Genomic DNA, 16,986 nt, shown 5'->3' on the forward strand with positions numbered 1-16,986 from the left:
CAAGCGCATCGCGACTCCGGCGGTCTAGCATCAATTCAGCCCTCCCCGCCGGCGCCGTCCATGCAACCTGATCCTCACCGTCCCCAACTGAAGATTCGCCGCGTTCACCTCGACACCGGCCGCGAGAACGTCGTCGTCATTTCGAGGCGATCGAAGGCGCTGCGCGCCGAGATCTTTCGCGGCTTCAGCCGCGTCGAGCTCCGCCTCAACGGCAAGGTGCTGCTGGCGACGCTGCTGATCACCGATGACGACACGCTGGCCGCCCACGACGAGATCGGCCTGTCCGAGCCCGCATTCCGCCGTTTCGCCGAACCGGCCGGCACGCTGGTCGCGGTCACACCCGCCACTCCTCCCGAGAGCCTCGAGGCGGTACGCGCGAAGATCCGCGGCCGCACATTGAGCGAGGCCGAGATCCGCGCGATCATCGACGACCTCGCACATTACCGCTACTCCGACATGGAGATCGCCGCCTTCCTGATCGGTTCGGCGAGCTTCATCACCAGCGATGAGCTCCTGGCCCTCACCGGTGCGATGGCGCAGGTCGGCACGCAATTGACGTGGCCGGATCCGATCGTCGTCGACAAACACTGCATTGGCGGCATTCCGGGCAATCGCACCTCGATGGTGGTGGTGCCGATCGTCGCCGCGCACGGCCTGCCGATCCCCAAGACCTCCTCGCGCGCCATCACCTCGCCCGCCGGCACCGCCGACACGATGGAGGTTCTGGCGCGCGTCAATGTCGGCGTCGAGGAGATGAAGGCGATCGTCTCGGCGTGCAACGGCTGCCTGATCTGGGGCGGGCACGTGAATTTGTCGCCGGCCGACGATGTCCTGATCTCGGTCGAGCGCCCCCTGAGCCTCGATACCCGCGAGCAGATGGTCGCCTCCATCATGTCGAAGAAGATCGCGGCGGGCTCGACCCATCTGTTGATCGACATTCCGGTCGGGCCGACCGCGAAGGTCACCACCGCCGTCGAGGCGATGCGGCTGCGAAAGCTGTTCGAATTCGTCGGCGACCGGTTCGGCCGCACGGTCGAGGTGATCACGACCGACGGCCGCCAGCCGATCGGCAACGGCATCGGGCCCGTGCTCGAGGCCAATGACGTAATGGCGGTGCTCGGCAACGATCCGGACGCACCGCGCGATCTGCGCGAGAAATCGCTGCGGCTCGCCGCGCACCTGCTGGAATACGATCCGAAGCTGCGTGGCGGCGCCGGCTATGCGCGGGCGCGCGAACTCCTGGACAGCGGCGCGGCGCTGAAACAGATGCAGAAGATCATCGACGCGCAGGGGCCCTCGACATGCAACACCGAGCTGGGCTCGCTCAGCTTCGACGTCAAGGCTGCGAGCGACGGCGTGGTGTCCGCGATCGACTGCCTGCGCCTCAATCGCCTGGCCCGGACCGCCGGCGCGCCGCTCGACAAGGGCGCCGGCATCCGCCTGTTCAAGAAGATCGGCGACCGGGTCGAGCAAGGCGAGCCGCTCTATCGTGTCTACACGTTCGATCGCCCCGAGCATGATCTGGCTACCTCTGCGGCCGCAGAGCAGACCGGCTACATCGTCAACGGTCACGAGGCCCTCCTGGGCAAGGCATCGTGAGCACCATCTCGCTCCAGACCCTGCCCTTCGGCACCGATGCGGCCAGGCGCCTCGCGGCGCGGCTTGGCCTTGCCTGCGACGAGATCGCGCTGCACCGCTTTCCGGACGGCGAACTGCGCGTCGCGGTCGCGCCAGTTGCAGACACCACCATCCTCTATGCCCCGCTCGATCAGCCGAACGACAAGCTGATCGCCCTGTTGTTCGCCGCGGAGGCGCTGCGCCGCGGCGGCGCGAAGCGGCTGGTGCTGGTCGCGCCCTATCTCTGCTACATGCGCCAGGACATCGCGTTTCATGCGGGCGAGGCCATCAGCCAGCATGCCATCGGCACGCTGCTTGCGACGATCGTGGACCGCGTCGTCACCGTGGATGCGCACCTGCATCGCACCCCCGACATCGGCGCCGTATTTCCCGGCATCGAGGCCGCGAACCTGTCCGCAATGCCGGCGATTGCCGACGCGCTGGCGGCAGCCGGCGTCGATCCCGCAACAATCGTCATCGGCCCCGATGCCGAATCCGAACCCTGGGTGAAAGACCTCGCGGGGCGGCTGGGCCTGCAGCATACGGTCGCGCGGAAGTTGCGGCGCGGCGATCGCTCCGTCGAGATCCATTTTGCCGATGCCGCCCTGCTGGCAGGGCGGCCGGCGCTGATGACCGACGACATCGTCTCCTCCGGAACCACCCTGATGGTGGCGGCGAAGGCGCTCAAAGCGCTGGGCGCGACCAGCGTCGACGCGGTCATCACCCACGCGCTGTTTCCGCCTGCGATGGTCGGTGCATTCGCCGACGCCGGCATCCGGTCTGTTCGTTCGACCGACAGCGTGCCGCATCCGACCAACGCGATCGCGCTCGACGAAACCCTCGCGGCCGCCCTGCGGTCCGAACTGACCAAGACCCCTTCGCCGGAGACGACACCATGAGCATCACCGTCAGATTTTGCGGCGCCGCCCGCACCGTGACCGGCTCGAGCTATCTGTTTCAGACGGCATCCGGCCGTTTCCTGGTCGATTGCGGCCTGTTCCAGGGACAGAAGACACTCAAGGAGCTCAACTACGGCGCCTTCCCGTTCCGCCCCGCCGATATCGACGCCGTGCTGCTGACGCACGCGCACATCGACCACAGCGGGTTGCTGCCGAAGCTCGTGCGCGCGGGATTCGAGGGACCGATCCTGGCCACGCGCGGCACCATCGACCTCTGCTCCTACATGCTGCCCGATGCCGGCAGCATCCAAGAATCGGAAGTCGCGCAGCTCAACCGGCGCAACGCGGCGCGCGGCCGCAAGGAAGTGCAGCCGATCTACACGCAGGCCGACGCGATCGCCACGCTGCAATCGTTCCGTGCCGTCGACTACGAACGCTGGACCGACGTGATCCCTGGCGTCCGCGCCCGCTACTGGAATGCCGGCCACCTGCTCGGCTCCGCCTCGATCGAGCTCGAAATCGCCGAGCCAGGTTCGCCGCGTCCGCTGCGCGTGCTGCTTTCCGGCGACGTCGGGCCGGAGGCCAAGCTGCTCCAGCCCGATCCCGAGGCGCCTTCCGACCTCGGCTATGTCATCTCGGAAGCGACCTATGGCGACCGGCTCCGTGCCCCCACGACACCTGCGCTCCGCAGGCAGCATCTCGCTGCCGAGGTGCGCGATGCGGCCGCCGCCGGAGGCGCGCTGCTGATCCCCGCCTTCGCGGTCGAGCGCACCCAGGAGCTGATCGTCGATCTCGTCGAGCTGATGGAGCACGGCGAGATTCCGACGGCCCCGATCTTCCTCGACTCGCCGCTCGCGATCCGTGCCACCGAAGTGTTCCGCCAGCACGCCGCGAGCCTCGACCCGACCGTCGATGCTGACCGCCTGCTCAATTCGCCGCATCTCAAGTTCACCGAGACGCCGGAGGAGAGCAAGGCGATCATGCGGCTGTCCGGATTTCACATCATCATCGCGGCGAGCGGCATGTGCGATGCCGGCCGCATCCGCCATCATCTGAAGCGCTGGCTCTGGAACGAGCGTGCGACCGTGCTGCTCGCCGGCTTCCAGGCCAACGGCACGCTCGGCCGCTTCCTCCAGAACGGCACCAAGGCCGTGCGGATCCAGGGCGAGGAAATCAGGGTCGCTGCGCGGATTCGCATGATCGACGAATATTCCGGCCATGCCGACGGCGCCGGAATGGCCAGCTGGATCGCGGCACGCCGCCCGATCGCCCGCGGCCTGTTCCTGGTTCACGGCGAGGAGGACGCCATCGCGGGGCTCGCCGAGCGCGTCGCCGAACGCATCGTTCCCGCGGCCAAGGTCTACCAGCCGATGCTGGACGACATCTATGAACTCGCCGCGCCCGAACCGCGCGTGCTCGACGTCGACCATCGCCGGCGTCTGGCACCGGAGGCCGTCACCCATCTCGACTGGCACAATGAAATGTCCGAACTCGTGCTCGACATCAGCGACAAGGTTGGCGCGGCGGCCGACGACCGCGCCCGCGGCGTCATCATCCGGAGGCTGCGGCGCGCGCTGGAGGAGAAGGCATAGCTTCTCCCCGATCTCATCATTGCTTCGCTGCGTTCGCAATGACGGAGTGTGGGGTGGATGGCGCATCCCTGACGATGCATTCAGTTGCGGACACGGCTTCGCGACCTCGCGGCTTGTTTCGCCCGAGCTTTGCTTCGTTGCGTCGCCCTCATAGAAAGGGCGCAGGGAAGGCCGGGCGCCGGCTGGCACCCACTGTCCCGCGTGTGCTGGAGAACGCGCACGGGGTGGACGACAGGTGTGCCGGTCGCCCGGCCCTCCCTGCGCGGATGGTTTTAACGGTGTCCTTCGTGCTCTCCTCGGGGAGCGATGCACTATTGCCCCCGTCGCCCTTACGGATGACTGATGCGCGCACCGGTTGGCCGCCACATCACCGCAGGACTTGACGCACAGACCCCGGGCGTCAGGACCACACGACTTCTCCGTCCGCGCACATTCCCGCCCGCGCCCCCGACGGCTGGCGTGCGCTCACCGTCGAGACCGAACAGAAACGCTGTCAGCGCCGTGTCGTACCGCGCAGGCAGCTGCTCACGGGATTTCCGCCCTGCAACCAACCTCGCGCGCCGACGCCGTCGCGGCCACCGCATCCCTGCCCGCGTCCCGTGACGATCGCGAAACGCCCCTTGTGGCGGGCGGGATGGCGCGATGCATACGACAAAACCGAATTTCTGTAAATACGAATATTTTATGAAGGCGACATTGACCCAGCGCTGGCGTGTTTCGCCTGTCGGGTAACACTAGGGATCGTAGCCCTGCGGCCACGCGCACCGCATTTCCGTCAACTTTGACGGGCCTGTGAGTGCTGATATTTCTTCGCCTTGGCTCGCCATGCTATCATCATTGAACCCAGTTCTTCGAAGGATGCCGATGAGACGCACGATTTTGTTGGCTTTCAGCCTCAGCTTGGCTGGCGTCTGGTCGCAGGATGGCGCGCAAGGGCAGACTCCAACTACTCCGCCGGTTTCGCTTGCTCCGCCCAAAGCACCGCCACAGGTGGGCGCCAGGAATTCACCCGCAGCATCCGACAGGGTGTCGTCGACACCGGCGATCAGCGGACTCCCATCGGGACCGAATCCAGCCGTCGACTACGATGGCTTGAGCGTCGACACCGTCGAGGACAATGACACGCCCAATCAATCGACGCGCTCCACGAAATCACGCGCCCACCCCAGTCTGGACACGAGCGGTACCACGGCGCGGCAATCGAATGAACTGGAGGATGAGGCGCTGAAGCGCAAGCTGACGATCTGCAAGAACTGCAAGTGAGAGCCAGCGGCACCGCACCACTGAGGCAACGGCGGCAAGTCCGAACGGTTACGCGCTATCCGGATCGTCGTCTCGCGGCAGCGATCTTTGCGTGGCATGCGACGCCGCGAAGCGTGTGAACTCCCTCACAGACCACCTCCACATTCGGGTGTAGCGTCCGGATGGGTCCCCACGGATCCAAACCAGTTCGAGACTGCGCCTCATTGCATTAGGGGAGTTTCGGAAATGGCACGCCTTGTTCCCGTTGTCATCACGGCTGTTTTGGTTTGTAGTCCCGCTCTCGCCGATCAAGGGGGCAACGCCGTCGGCGACTTTCTTCCCCAAGTGGCCCAATGGGCTATCACGTTGCTGGGATTGACCGTGGCGGCCCGGTTGGCATGGCAGGCCTTCGGCCGTGCCGTTCCCGTTGCCGACGTCCCTACGTTTCCAAAGTATATGACCAGCCACCGGCAATACCTGCTCGGAAGTTCGGCCTTCGTCTTGTTCGCCTGCGGCTTCTTCCTGTTGCTCGTTGAGGAAAACCGGCAAGTCATCATGCTGGCCCCGCTCGTTCCGGCGATTCCGGAGGCTATTCTCGAGGCGGTCAAGACCCAGTCTCCACCCTACCTTATCGTCGTCGCCGCCATGGGTGCCGTCTACCTGTACCTTCTCACCAAGGAGGCCCCGTGGAACGCCCTCCTGATGATGCGTGACGTCATCCACACTTGGATCAGCGTTCCCCAGCTCGCCAAGCAGATCATCGCGCAGATAAGATTTGCGCTTCGCGTGCCCGCCGAGACGACCGCAGAAGTGATTGCGAGCGCGGCGGGAGTGACGGAAGCAGATTTTTCAAAAGGCCCCAGGACACCCGACCGGATGTGGGCGGAGGTCTGCTACATGAGATGGTGGTTGACGCAACGCCGCGAATTCCGAGCAGATGCGACTTTCTTCACCGAAGATAGTTTTGCTTTCGAGCAGCTCGCTCAAAAGTTCCAATGGGCATCTTCTACTATGGCTCGATGGAAGTCCGGCAGTGCGCTGGACTTGGAACTAACGACGTTCCCTCAAACGATCAGGGAACTTCACGACAATTTTGCCAGGCTCGTTGCCTGTTATCTGATCTACCGCAATGGCCTGAGAAACAATTTGTGCACCGAGGCCAAGGAGTTTGGAATAGACATCGACGCCGCGACCCATAGTAACCCCTTGCAGTACTGGATCATCTACGCCATTGCCCTGATCTTCTCGGTCTATATCGGAGTTATCGTTTCGGCCGTCGCTTATGACTTCATCGACGGCCAGGGCATCGTTCTGAGACAGGACCCAAACCGCTTGCTGGCGTGGGTGCTGTATGCACTCTGCAATTACGGGCTGGCGATCGTCGTGGTGCTGCTTCTGCGATGGATCCTGAGTACATTGGGAGTCGATACCGGTCAGTCTCATCTGGTCACGTACTGCTGGACCTTCCTGGTGTCGTTCGTGGTCGGGCCGGCAGGCTTGACGGCTGCGGTGCACTATTTTGGCCAGCCCTCGCTTAGCCAGTTGCCGTATCCCGACCTGTATTTCAGAATGCTGCAATGGGGGCTGGGGCCTGCGCTCGTCTCGGTCTACGTCTCCTATTATCTGGACAGACAGTCCTGCTCCGATCTGCCAGATATCGACAATTCTGCTGCGACAGTTTGGTGGCGATTGCTGAACTGCTTCGTCTTCGCGGTCGGAACGGTTCTCCTGCTCCTGCCAAACCTGTTGTCCCTGACTGCACCGCCCGACGCAATCTGGGTTGCGAGCAAGCTGCAGTTCATCGCGACCGGCACGACATTCAGCATGGCATTTGGGTTGGCCCTCGCGGCACAGTTTGCGCTCAAGAAGCATCCACAGCCGCAGGGTTCGCTTCCCGGCAGCAATGCGAACATCGTGATCTCCGGCTAACGCGGCCTGTTATCGGCAAGCCGCCTGCTGGCGGGCGCTTAAGAGCCGATCGGTCATTCCGATCGGCGAAGCCGAACTGCATGGCTGACCTCCCCGCACGAGCAGCGAGCGGCGCTTTACCCGCTCCGAATTTCCTGATCCTCTCTCCCCAACCAGCCGGATCAACCGGCCTCGCCAGGGAGAGAGACGCCATGAAGCTCGGCACCGCCATTGCGGAAATCATGAAGCGCGAGGGGATCGAGATCCTCTGCGGCTATCCCGTCAACCATCTGATCGAGCACGCGGCAAAGGCGGAGATCCGGCCCGTGATGGTGCGGCAGGAGCGGGTCGGGGTGCACATGGCGGATGCGATCTCGCGGGTGACATCGGGGCGCACGATCGGCGCGTTCTGCATGCAGCATGGGCCCGGTGCGGAGAATGCGATGGGCGGCGTCGCGCAGTGCTTCGGCGAATCCGTGCCCGTGCTGGTGCTGCCGATGGGCTATCAGCGGCGGCTCGCGCATATCGAGCCGAACTTCAATTCCAGCGAGGCGATGAAGGCGTTCTCGAAATCGTCCGAGCCGATCATCCTGGCGGCCGAGGTCACCAACATCTTCCGCCGCGCCTTCACCAAATTGAAGAACGGCCGTGGCGGGCCTGTCATCGTCGAGATCCCCGCCGACATGTGGAACGAGGAGGTGCCGGAGCCGCTGGACTACACGCCGGTGCTGCGCACCCGCTACGGCGCCGACCCTGTCCATGTGAAAGAGGCAGCTAGCCTGCTGATCAACGCCAGGCGGCCGGTGATTTATGCCGGCCAGGGCGTGCATTACGCGCAGGCCTGGCCGCAATTGAAACGGCTGGCCGAGCGGCTGGCCATCCCCGTCACCACCAGCCTCGGCGGCAAATCGTCGTTTCCGGAGACGCATCCGCTCTCGCTCGGCTCCGGCGGCCTCGCGGTGCCGCGCGCGGTCCCGAAATTCCTCGCCGAGGCCGACGTCATCTTCGGCATCGGCTGCTCCTTCACCGAGACAAGCTTCGGCATCGCGATGCCGAAGGGCAAGACGATCATCCATTCCACGCTCGATCCGAACCATCTCAACAAGGACGTGGAGGCGAAGATCGGCCTCGTCGGCGATGCCGGCCTCGTGCTCGATGCGCTGCTGGAGGAGATCGGCAAGACTGTCACCGCGAACCGCGATGCATCGGCCGTCGCGGCGGAGATGGCGGCCTCGCACGAGGAGTGGCTGGCGAAATGGATGCCGAAGCTGACCAGCAACGACGCGCCGCTCAGTCCCTATCGCGTGCTGTGGGACCTGCAACAGACCGTGGACATCGAGAACACCATCATCACCCATGATGCCGGCAGCCCGCGCGACCAGCTCTCGCCGTTCTGGAAGGCGGTCACACCCCTCTCCTATCTCGGCTGGGGCAAGACCACGCAGCTCGGCTACGGCCTCGGCCTCGCGATGGGCGCAAAGCTCGCCAGGCCCGACAAGCTCTGCATCAATGTCTGGGGCGACGCGGCGATCGGCTTCACGGGCATGGATTTCGAGACGGCGGTGCGCGAGCGCATCCCGATCATGTCGATCCTGCTCAACAATTTCTCGATGGCGATCGAATTGAAGGTGATGCCGATCTCGACCGAGAAATATCGCTCGACCGACATCTCCGGCGACTATGCCGCGATGGCGCGCGCCTTCGGCGGCTACGGCGAGCGCGTGACCCGCCCCGAGGACATCATCCCCGCGATCAAGCGCGGCATCCAGAAGACCAGGGAAGGCGTGCCGGTGCTGCTGGAGTTCATCACCAGCAAGGAGACCGAGGTGTCGCGCCCCGGCACGTGAGCCGAATAGCCCCCTATTCCGCCATCTCCACCTGACCGGTCGCTGTGGCGGGACCGGCCAGCGGCCGTTCCTCCATCATGATCAGGCAGAGCGAGGCGGTGGCCATCAGCGCGGTGGCGGCGCCGAAGACGTAGCGGAAGGCGTGCCGCATGTCGTCGGCGGGAATCGCGACGCTGCCCGCGGCGTAATGCTCGCCGGCGAGCGGAACGTCGGCGCCGAGCGCGATCAACAGGATTGCCGCGAAGGCCGCCACCGTGAACGAGGACATCAGCGAGCGGAAGAAGTTCATCGCGCCGGTGATGGTGCCGACCTGCGGACGCGCGACGGAGTTCTGCAGCGAGACCACGCAGACCGGGAAGGTCGTGCCGAGGCCGAGCGCAAACGCGGCCATCAGCGTCAGCAGGCCCCACAGCGGCAAGGTGGTGAGCGTGAGGCCCAGCGCGCAAATCGCGGCCCATGACGTGCCGATGATGGCGACGCGCTTGTAGTGTTTGGCACGGGCCATGGTGCGGCCGGCGACGGCCGCGCCGATGGTCGAGACCGCCGCGAGCGGGATCAGCGCAAGGCCCGCCTCGCTGGCGCTCAAATGGTAGACCGACTCGTAATAGAGCGGGAGCTGCACGGTGAGACCCGTGATCGCGCCAAGGCCACAGCCACCGGCCGTCAATGCGAATGGCGCGACCTTTCCCGTCAGCAGCTTCAAGGGCAGGAACGGTTCGTCGGCGCGGCGCGCGTGCCAGACGAAACTGACCGCGAGCGCCACGGCGCCGCCGACCATCGCGAGCACGGTCGGCGAGAGCCAGGGATAGCGCGTGCCGCCCCAGGTCAGCACCAGCATGAAGACGACGGCAGAAGCCATCAGCAGCACGCCGCCGAGCCAGTCGACCTTGCGCTTGCGGTGGAACACCGGGATCTTCTTCATCTTCGGCAGCAACATCACGATCGCTGCGGCCGCGAGCGGCAGGTTGATCCAGAAGATCATCGACCAGTGTAGATGCTCGGCGAACACCCCGCCGATGACCGGACCGAGGATGCCGCCAACCATCCAGACGCTGGAGAAGTAGGCCTGGTACTGGCCGCGCTCGCGCGGGCTCACGACGTCGGAGATCACGGTCTGCACCACCGGCATGATGCCGCCGCCGCCGAGCCCCTGGAGGCCGCGCGCCAGGATCAGCATCGGCATGTTCGGCGCGATCGCGCACAGCACTGAGCCCGCCACGAACAGGCTGAGCGAGATGATGATCATGGCCTTGCGGCCATAGATGTCGCTGAGCGTCCCGAACACCGGCGCGACCGCGGTCGAGGCGAGCAGATAGGCGGTGATGACCCAGGAGAGATTGGAGACGTCGTTGAACTGGCGGCCGATGGTCGGAAGCGCGGTGGCGACGATGGTCTGGTCGAGGGCTGCCAGGAACATCGTCAGCATCAGGCTGATCACGATGGTGCGGACCTCGTCCTGTGACAGCGGCGCCGGCGGCGCGAGCGAGGGAGCGTCGTCGATGCTCAACACCTCGCCCGGAAGGCGGGACAGCTCTTCGGCGATCTCGTCGGGCAACGTCTGGAGGTCGGCAGAACTGCTCTGCCGGTCGAACTTGTTCATCTCGATCGGAAGCCGTGAGGCGGCGCAACGCCGCGGAGGATTCGTTCTATCGAGGCAATGTAGACAGCAAAGTTCTTCTCAGGCAGGCACCGCCGCGCATGGGAGCATCCCACCCCCGGGCCATCCCGAACAAGTGATCCAGGCGGCGCGGCGGATCAGTCCTTCGGGCGTCGCTTCATGCGTGCCCGTTTCGGCAGCTGCGCCGGCCATTGCACGATGTGGTGCTCGAGATCCGCATCCGGGATCTCCTCCTCGCTGCCCTCGACCCGTCCGCGGACGGAGACGCCGGCCTCATGCACGGTGTCGGGATCGCCCGAGACCAGCGGGTGCCACCAATAGAGGTCGCGGCCTTCAGCGACGAGCTTGTAGCCGCAGCTCGCCGGCAGCCAATTCAAGGTGCGGACGTTGGCAGGGGTCAGGCGGACACAGTCGGGAACCTTGTCGGAACGATTCGCATAGTCCTTGCAGCCGCAGGTCTGGGCATCGAGCAGCTTGCAGCCGACATGGGTGTAATAGATCTCCCCGGTGTCCTCCTCTTCGAGCTTGTTCAGGCAGCAGCGACCGCAGCCGTCGCACAGGCTTTCCCATTCGGGCCCCGACATCTCTTCCAACGTCTTGGTTTTCCAGAAGAATCCTTCCTGGGCTGAAGGTCGTTTGGGAGCTGCGGTCATGCGCCTCAACAAATTCGAAAGAGCTACGGCTGGCGCTATCTAGGGCGAGCGGCCGGGATGCTGCAAGCAACGCCGCCGTGAAGCCCGTAATGAACCGGGGTTCAATTAGGCCTGTTGTTCAAAATCGCGAGCCTGACCATTGGTTTATGGACCCTGCTCGGCTAGAAGGAACGGCAAGTCCCCTCGGACGCGAACCGGGCGCCTTGGGTTTGCCGCAACAATCCCGCAAGACGTCTCGCTGCCGCCCCGGCCGGGTGCTTGAACGCTGACGCAGAGAGCCTCAAGGGTTCCAGGTGGTCCAGAACACACCATCCAATTGGAAGAGCCGCATCCGGAATTTCTTTCTGGACCTCGACGCGCGCATCGACTCCTCGCTGTTCTCCTCGGCCAAGGGCATCCGCGAGCTCTATGAGCGCTACTCGACCTTCATGGACCGGTTCTATGTCGGGCGGTGGAAGCGCTGGGTGTTCATCGAGCCGCTGTCGGAGGCCGCGACGCTCGGGCTCGGCGGCCTGGTCCTGATGCTCACGCTCGCCATTCCCGCCTTCCGCGAGACCGCGGACGAGGACTGGCTGAAGAAGTCCGATCTGGCGGTGAGCTTCCTCGACCGCTACGGCAACCCGATCGGCAGCCGCGGCATCAAGCACAACGATTCGATCCCGCTGGAAGATTTTCCGGACGTCCTGATCAAGGCGACGCTGGCGACCGAAGACCGCCGTTTCTACGAGCATTTCGGCATCGACATCGCCGGCACCGCGCGCGCGCTCGTCACCAACGCCCAGGCCGGCGGCGTCCGCCAGGGCGGCTCCTCGATCACCCAGCAGCTCGCCAAGAACCTGTTCCTGAGCAACGAGCGCACCATCGAGCGCAAGGTCAACGAGGCCTTCCTCGCGGTCTGGCTGGAATGGCGCCTGACCAAGAACGAGATCCTCAAGCTCTATCTCGACCGCGCCTATATGGGCGGCGGCACCTTCGGCGTCGATGGCGCGGCGCATTTCTACTTCAACAAGTCGGCGCGCGACGTGACGTTGTCGGAAGCCGCGATGCTCGCCGGCCTGTTCAAGGCGCCGACCAAGTACGCGCCCCACATCAACCTGCCCGCCGCCCGCGCCCGCGCCAACGTCGTGCTCGACAACCTCGTCGATGCCGGCTTCATGACCGAGGGCCAGGTGTTCGGCGCCCGCCGCAACCCGGCCTTCGCGGTCGACCGCCGCGACGAGGCTTCGCCGAACTACTATCTCGACTACGCCTTCGACGAGATGCGCAAGCTGGTCGACACCTTCCCGAAATCCTACACCGAGCGCGTCTTCGTGGTGCGCCTCGCGATCGACACCAACGTGCAGAAGGCCGCCGAAGACGCGATCGAGAACCAGCTGCGCCAGTTCGGCCGCGACTATCACGCGACGCAGGCGGCAACCGTGGTCTCCGATCTCGACGGCGGCATCCGCGCCATGGTCGGCGGCCGCGACTATGGCGCCAGCCAGTTCAATCGCGCCGTCGACGCCTACCGCCAGCCCGGCTCGTCGTTCAAGCCTTACGTCTACACCACCGCGCTGCTGAACGGCTTCACGCCGAACTCGATCGTGATAGACGGCCCGGTCTGCATCGGCAATTGGTGTCCGCAGAACTATGGCCATTCCTATTCCGGCGCGGTGACGCTGACGCAGGCGATCACGCGCTCGATCAACGTCGTGCCGGTCAAGCTGTCGATCGCCATCGGCCAGAAGAACGAGCCCAAGGCGCCGAACCCGGCCAAGGTCGGCCGCGCCAAGATCGTCGAGGTGGCCCGCCGCTTCGGCCTGAAGGCGCCGTTGCCCGACACGCCGTCGATGCCGATCGGTTCGGACGAAGTCACCGTGCTCGAGCACGCCGTCGCCTACGCGACCTTCCCGAACCGCGGCAAGTCGGTGACGCCGCATTCGGTGCTGGAAGTGCGCACCGGCGCCGGCGATCTCGTCTGGCGCTGGGACCGCGACGGGCCGAAGCCGCGTCAGGCCATTCCGCCGAACATCGCCGCCGACATGGCGGGCATGATGAGCCACGTCGTCAGCGAAGGCACCGCGCGCCGCGCCGCGCTCGACGGCATTCCGACCGCGGGCAAGACCGGCACGACCAACGCGTATCGCGACGCCTGGTTCGTCGGCTACACCGGCAATTTCAGCTGCGCTGTCTGGTACGGCAACGACGACTACTCGCCGACCAACCGTATGACCGGCGGCTCGCTGCCGGCGCAGACTTGGCACGACATCATGCTCGCGGCGCATCAGGGCGTCGAGGTCCGGGAAATTCCCGGCGTCGGCATGGGACAGAAGCTGCCGCCGGAACGCGTTGCCAACGCGCAGGCCAATGCGGCGCCGAAGGTGCTGGAGACCAAGCCCGGTCCGCCCCCCGTGCTGACCAAGCGTGGCGCCGACATCCTGGTGCGCGTCGAGAAGCTGCTCGATGACGCCGCCAGGACCGCGAACAAATCCACGGCCGACGACGGCAAACAGCCCAAGCCGGCTTCATCGACCAGCGCGCTCGCCTTCCCGCAGAACTATGCGGAAGAAAATGCGAACGCGTCCGCCCCGCGCAAGAACTGATCGAAACAAGTGCGGCTGATCCTGACCACATTGACGGCCCTCCTGCTCGCGACCGCGGTCGGCGTCGGCGCGACCTGGATGACGACGACGCGCGGCACCGAGATCGGCGCGCTGACCATCGGCCCCTGGACCGCGCGCCCGCGCACCGGCACCGCCGACGTCGATCCCTATTCGCGCGCCACCATCGTGCGCAACGGCGAGCTGCCGATCGGCACCGGCGACGGCGTCGCCTTCACCGCGACCGCGGATGACAAGAAGAAAGCGCTCGATGGCCGCTGCGATATCGTCGTCTCCGGCGTGACGCCGCCGGCGCGGTTCTGGACGCTGACGCTGTATGACCGCAAGGGTCACCTCGTCGCCAATTCGCTGCAGCGCTACGGCTTCACCAGCCAGGAGATCGTGCGGCAGTCCGACGGCTCGTTCGAGATCCACATCGCCTCGCGCTCGCGCGCCGGCAATTGGCTGCCGACCGGCGGCATCGAGCGCTACTCGCTGATGCTGCGGCTCTACGACACGCCGGTCGGGGTCGCGACCCGCACCCAGCGCGATGCGCCGATGCCGACGATTTCGACGGTGGGCTGCTCATGATCCGCCTGCTGTTCACCATCGTCGCGGGTGTGGTGCTGGGCCTCGTGGTCCATCTCGTCAGCGTGCTGGCGCTGCCGCGGATTGCGACGCAAGACGCCTATTCGCGGCTGACGCCGATGACCCGGCTGAACGGCGTCACCCAGCTTCCGCTCGCCGATCCCAACACTTCGCCGATGCCATTCATGGACCCGGCCTTTGCGCTGGCGATCTGCCGCTACGATCTGTCGAACGGGCCGATCAAGCTGATGGTGCCGGTGAGCCAGTCCTACACCTCGGTGTCGTTCTACACCCGCAACGAGATCGCCTATTACGCCATCAACGACCGCTCGGCGGGCCGCAAGGTGATCGAGCTCGATTTGATGACGGAAGCGCAGCACAGCGAGCTGCCCGAGGACGAAGAGATCACCGCGGCCGACCGCCTGATCATCGATTCCCCGACCGCGACGGGCCTGATCGTGATGAAGGCGCTCGCCGCCGAGCCCGGCCTGATGCCGCAGGCGCAGGCCTCGCTTCAGGCTGCGACCTGCGCGCCGCAGACCGAAGTGCCCGCCAAGGCCGAGGCGCCGCGCGGACGGCGCTGACGCGCGGCCGTTTCCTCGAGCTCAAAACAAAAACTGCGAAAACAACCCCATGCACAGTAGCGGGGGCATTGAGATCATTCGTGTTCTTGAACTCGCGCCAAGCCGTCACTCTACCTGCGGGAACACAGCTTCCGCTTCCGGCCGTAGCAGACGTTGTCGTGCTCAAAGCTGATGGCAGCTTGGAAAGGTCGGCATCCATTTATCGAGAACGCGCTTGAGCCGCCCTGCCATCACGTCAGCCGCGATCATATCGTTGTGCATGTAAGCAAGACCGTGGCCCGCGAGGGCGGCATCACGCATGAGGTCTGCATTGTTGAAGACAAGCGGACCTTCGACGCGCACCTCGAACCGGCGTCCTTTCTCCTCAAAATCCCATGCGTAGAGGCCACCTGACTTGACGAGCCGGTAGCCGATGCAGCGATGTTCCGCCAGTTCGCGCGGCGTCTTCGGCGCCATGAGCATGAGCGCTCCTGGCCATTTCGGACCAAATTTCGCCTAATTCGTATTGGTTTCTAGCTGCGGGGCAGGACTGTAACATTTGGAGTCCTGCATGTTTAAGAATGCGCTAGTTGCGTTAGTCTTTACCCTCGTTGGGCCGATCGCTTCTGAAGCCCGGACTTTCCGTCCCGCTCATCCAACCGAATGCAATGTGACCATGCCTTGCGACTTTTCCTATTCGCAAGAACGCCGCCAAACCAATCCGCGACGGTCGCAACTTAGGGAGCGAAACTCCGAAAGCCAAATCTCCGTTGCCGGTCTCGACGTAAGCCGAGGACGAGTGATTGGAGGTCGCCCGGCCGGTTGTCCTCGTTCTTTCTGTGGTTGCGGGGCTGCAGTACGGGTGTTCGGACGTATCGTGCCTGAATTGAACCTTGCATCCAATTGGCTGCGCTTCCCGCGTGCAGCCCCAGCGCCTGGAATGGTCGCAGCGCGACACGGACATGTCTTTGTTTTGGAACAGCACATCGGCGGCGACACCTGGTTGGCATACGACGCTAACTCGGGGGGACACGCTACGCGCCTTCACGCTCGTTCGCTTAGAGGCTATACGGTCGTCAATCCTCGCGCTGCATGAGGCCGACGCAGCCGAGAGAGAATCCGGAGTAGGACAGCGCTCTCTTTCCGCTGTTGCCGCATGCAGCCGCGGAAAAGGGCGATTAATTGCGCAGCCGAGGAAACGGCAGTAATGCTGCGTGGCCGGGACCGATTGCCATCATTCGTGGGCTGTCGGTAGCCGGTCGAAGCGAAGCGAGGGAGTACGTCGTGGCATTGCAGCACGCGAAACCGGGAGAGATCGTCGATTTGCGTCCGCTTGGAGGCAAATTAAGGGACGCCAAAACGGCAGCGATCATAAAATCCGAACATTTCGAGGCGGTCCGGCTGATCGTCCTGGCCGGGACGAAAATCGCCCCGCACAAGGTGCCCGGCAACATCATGCTCCACTGCCTGGAAGGACGAATATCGCTTGGCTTGGCGGATTCTGCGGTCGTGTTGAGTTCTGGCGAGTGGGTCTACCTCACGGGCGGCGAGATCCATTCGCTGGACGGCATCGAAGATTCCTCCCTCCTTCTCACGATCCTTCTCGGGAGCTGACGGGGGAGCGCGGCGCGAGAGGCCTCGAAACAAGAAGCGGCAGCGATGTCAGCGCCGCCAATTATTGGCGGTCGCGGACGGTCTGGAAGTGTACGGCAATCACGTGTGACATCGCGATAAATCGTCGAACCGTTATCCTCTCCGCAGCACCAAATCCCATAGACGACTCGATCCGTGTGGTTCAACGTGGCGGCCAGGCAACACTGAGAGACGTTCGGCCCAATGCGTCTTTGCGCGCGTTTGACTCGCTCTCTCGCTGTGGTAGT

13 protein-coding genes are annotated in these 16,986 nt (G+C 64.6%); 10 read left to right on the top strand and 3 right to left on the bottom strand.

Translation table 11 applies throughout. The features are described from left to right. Window positions 1-60 precede the first annotated feature (60 nt). From WHZ77_RS22870 to WHZ77_RS22895, 6 genes are all read left to right on the top strand, one after another. The gene (locus WHZ77_RS22870; protein ID WP_375310004.1) at window positions 61-1,599 is read left to right on the top strand and encodes a thymidine phosphorylase family protein; all 1,539 of its coding nucleotides are present in this window, start codon (window positions 61-63) and stop codon (window positions 1,597-1,599) included. Continuing rightward, window positions 1,596-2,516, top strand: a complete 921-nt coding sequence (locus WHZ77_RS22875) for a ribose-phosphate diphosphokinase (RefSeq protein ID WP_375310005.1) — start codon at window positions 1,596-1,598, stop codon at window positions 2,514-2,516. Before WHZ77_RS22870 ends, WHZ77_RS22875 begins: the two co-directional genes overlap by 4 nt. Then, complete coding sequence (locus WHZ77_RS22880) at window positions 2,513-4,108, top strand: MBL fold metallo-hydrolase (RefSeq protein ID WP_375310006.1); 1,596 nt, start codon at window positions 2,513-2,515, stop codon at window positions 4,106-4,108. The genes WHZ77_RS22875 and WHZ77_RS22880 overlap by 4 nt, the downstream gene beginning before the upstream one ends. A gap of 864 nt (window positions 4,109-4,972) precedes the next feature. Further along, the gene (locus tag WHZ77_RS22885; protein WP_375310007.1) at window positions 4,973-5,371 is read left to right on the top strand and encodes a hypothetical protein; all 399 of its coding nucleotides are present in this window, start codon (window positions 4,973-4,975) and stop codon (window positions 5,369-5,371) included. 225 nt (window positions 5,372-5,596) lie between these two features. Next, window positions 5,597-7,279: a hypothetical protein gene (locus tag WHZ77_RS22890; protein ID WP_375310008.1), complete on the top strand. Its 1,683-nt coding sequence runs from the start codon at window positions 5,597-5,599 to the stop codon at window positions 7,277-7,279. 191 nt (window positions 7,280-7,470) lie between these two features. Continuing rightward, complete coding sequence (locus WHZ77_RS22895; protein ID WP_375310009.1) at window positions 7,471-9,105, top strand: thiamine pyrophosphate-requiring protein; 1,635 nt, start codon at window positions 7,471-7,473, stop codon at window positions 9,103-9,105. A 13-nt stretch (window positions 9,106-9,118) separates the two neighbouring features. On the opposite strand, the gene WHZ77_RS22900 is transcribed toward WHZ77_RS22895, so the two are convergent. After that, window positions 9,119-10,705, bottom strand: coding sequence for an MDR family MFS transporter (locus WHZ77_RS22900; RefSeq protein WP_375310010.1), 1,587 nt, complete (start codon window positions 10,703-10,705; stop codon window positions 9,119-9,121). 155 nt (window positions 10,706-10,860) lie between these two features. After that, a complete protein-coding gene (locus tag WHZ77_RS22905) occupies window positions 10,861-11,376 on the bottom strand; it encodes a YcgN family cysteine cluster protein (protein ID WP_375310011.1) in 516 nt (171 codons plus the stop codon). 293 nt (window positions 11,377-11,669) lie between these two features. On the opposite strand from WHZ77_RS22905, the gene WHZ77_RS22910 reads away from it, so the two are divergent. The 3 genes from WHZ77_RS22910 to WHZ77_RS22920 are packed head-to-tail and all read left to right on the top strand — an operon-like array spanning window position 11,670 to window position 15,127. Then, window positions 11,670-13,958, top strand: a complete 2,289-nt coding sequence (locus WHZ77_RS22910; protein WP_375310012.1) for a transglycosylase domain-containing protein — start codon at window positions 11,670-11,672, stop codon at window positions 13,956-13,958. 9 nt (window positions 13,959-13,967) lie between these two features. Next, on the top strand, window positions 13,968-14,546 hold the full coding sequence (locus WHZ77_RS22915) for a DUF1214 domain-containing protein (RefSeq protein ID WP_375310013.1): 579 nt from the start codon (window positions 13,968-13,970) through the stop codon (window positions 14,544-14,546). After that, window positions 14,543-15,127 carry a DUF1254 domain-containing protein gene (locus WHZ77_RS22920; RefSeq protein ID WP_375310014.1) on the top strand — a complete coding sequence of 195 codons (585 nt, stop codon included), beginning with the start codon at window positions 14,543-14,545 and terminating at the stop codon, window positions 15,125-15,127. The genes WHZ77_RS22915 and WHZ77_RS22920 overlap by 4 nt, the downstream gene beginning before the upstream one ends. Window positions 15,128-15,289: 162 nt before the next feature. Here WHZ77_RS22920 and WHZ77_RS22925 read toward each other — a convergent pair whose 3' ends face one another. Next, entirely contained in the window at window positions 15,290-15,583 is a 294-nt protein-coding gene (locus WHZ77_RS22925; RefSeq protein ID WP_375310015.1) for a LysR substrate-binding domain-containing protein, read from the bottom strand. Window positions 15,584-16,390: 807 nt separating this feature from the next. On the opposite strand from WHZ77_RS22925, the gene WHZ77_RS22930 reads away from it, so the two are divergent. Continuing rightward, window positions 16,391-16,720, top strand: a complete 330-nt coding sequence (locus WHZ77_RS22930; RefSeq protein ID WP_375310016.1) for a cupin — start codon at window positions 16,391-16,393, stop codon at window positions 16,718-16,720. Window positions 16,721-16,986 lie beyond the last annotated feature (266 nt).

The organism is Bradyrhizobium sp. A5 (assembly GCF_042076515.1).
Lineage (GTDB): Bacteria > Pseudomonadota > Alphaproteobacteria > Rhizobiales > Xanthobacteraceae > Bradyrhizobium > Bradyrhizobium cosmicum.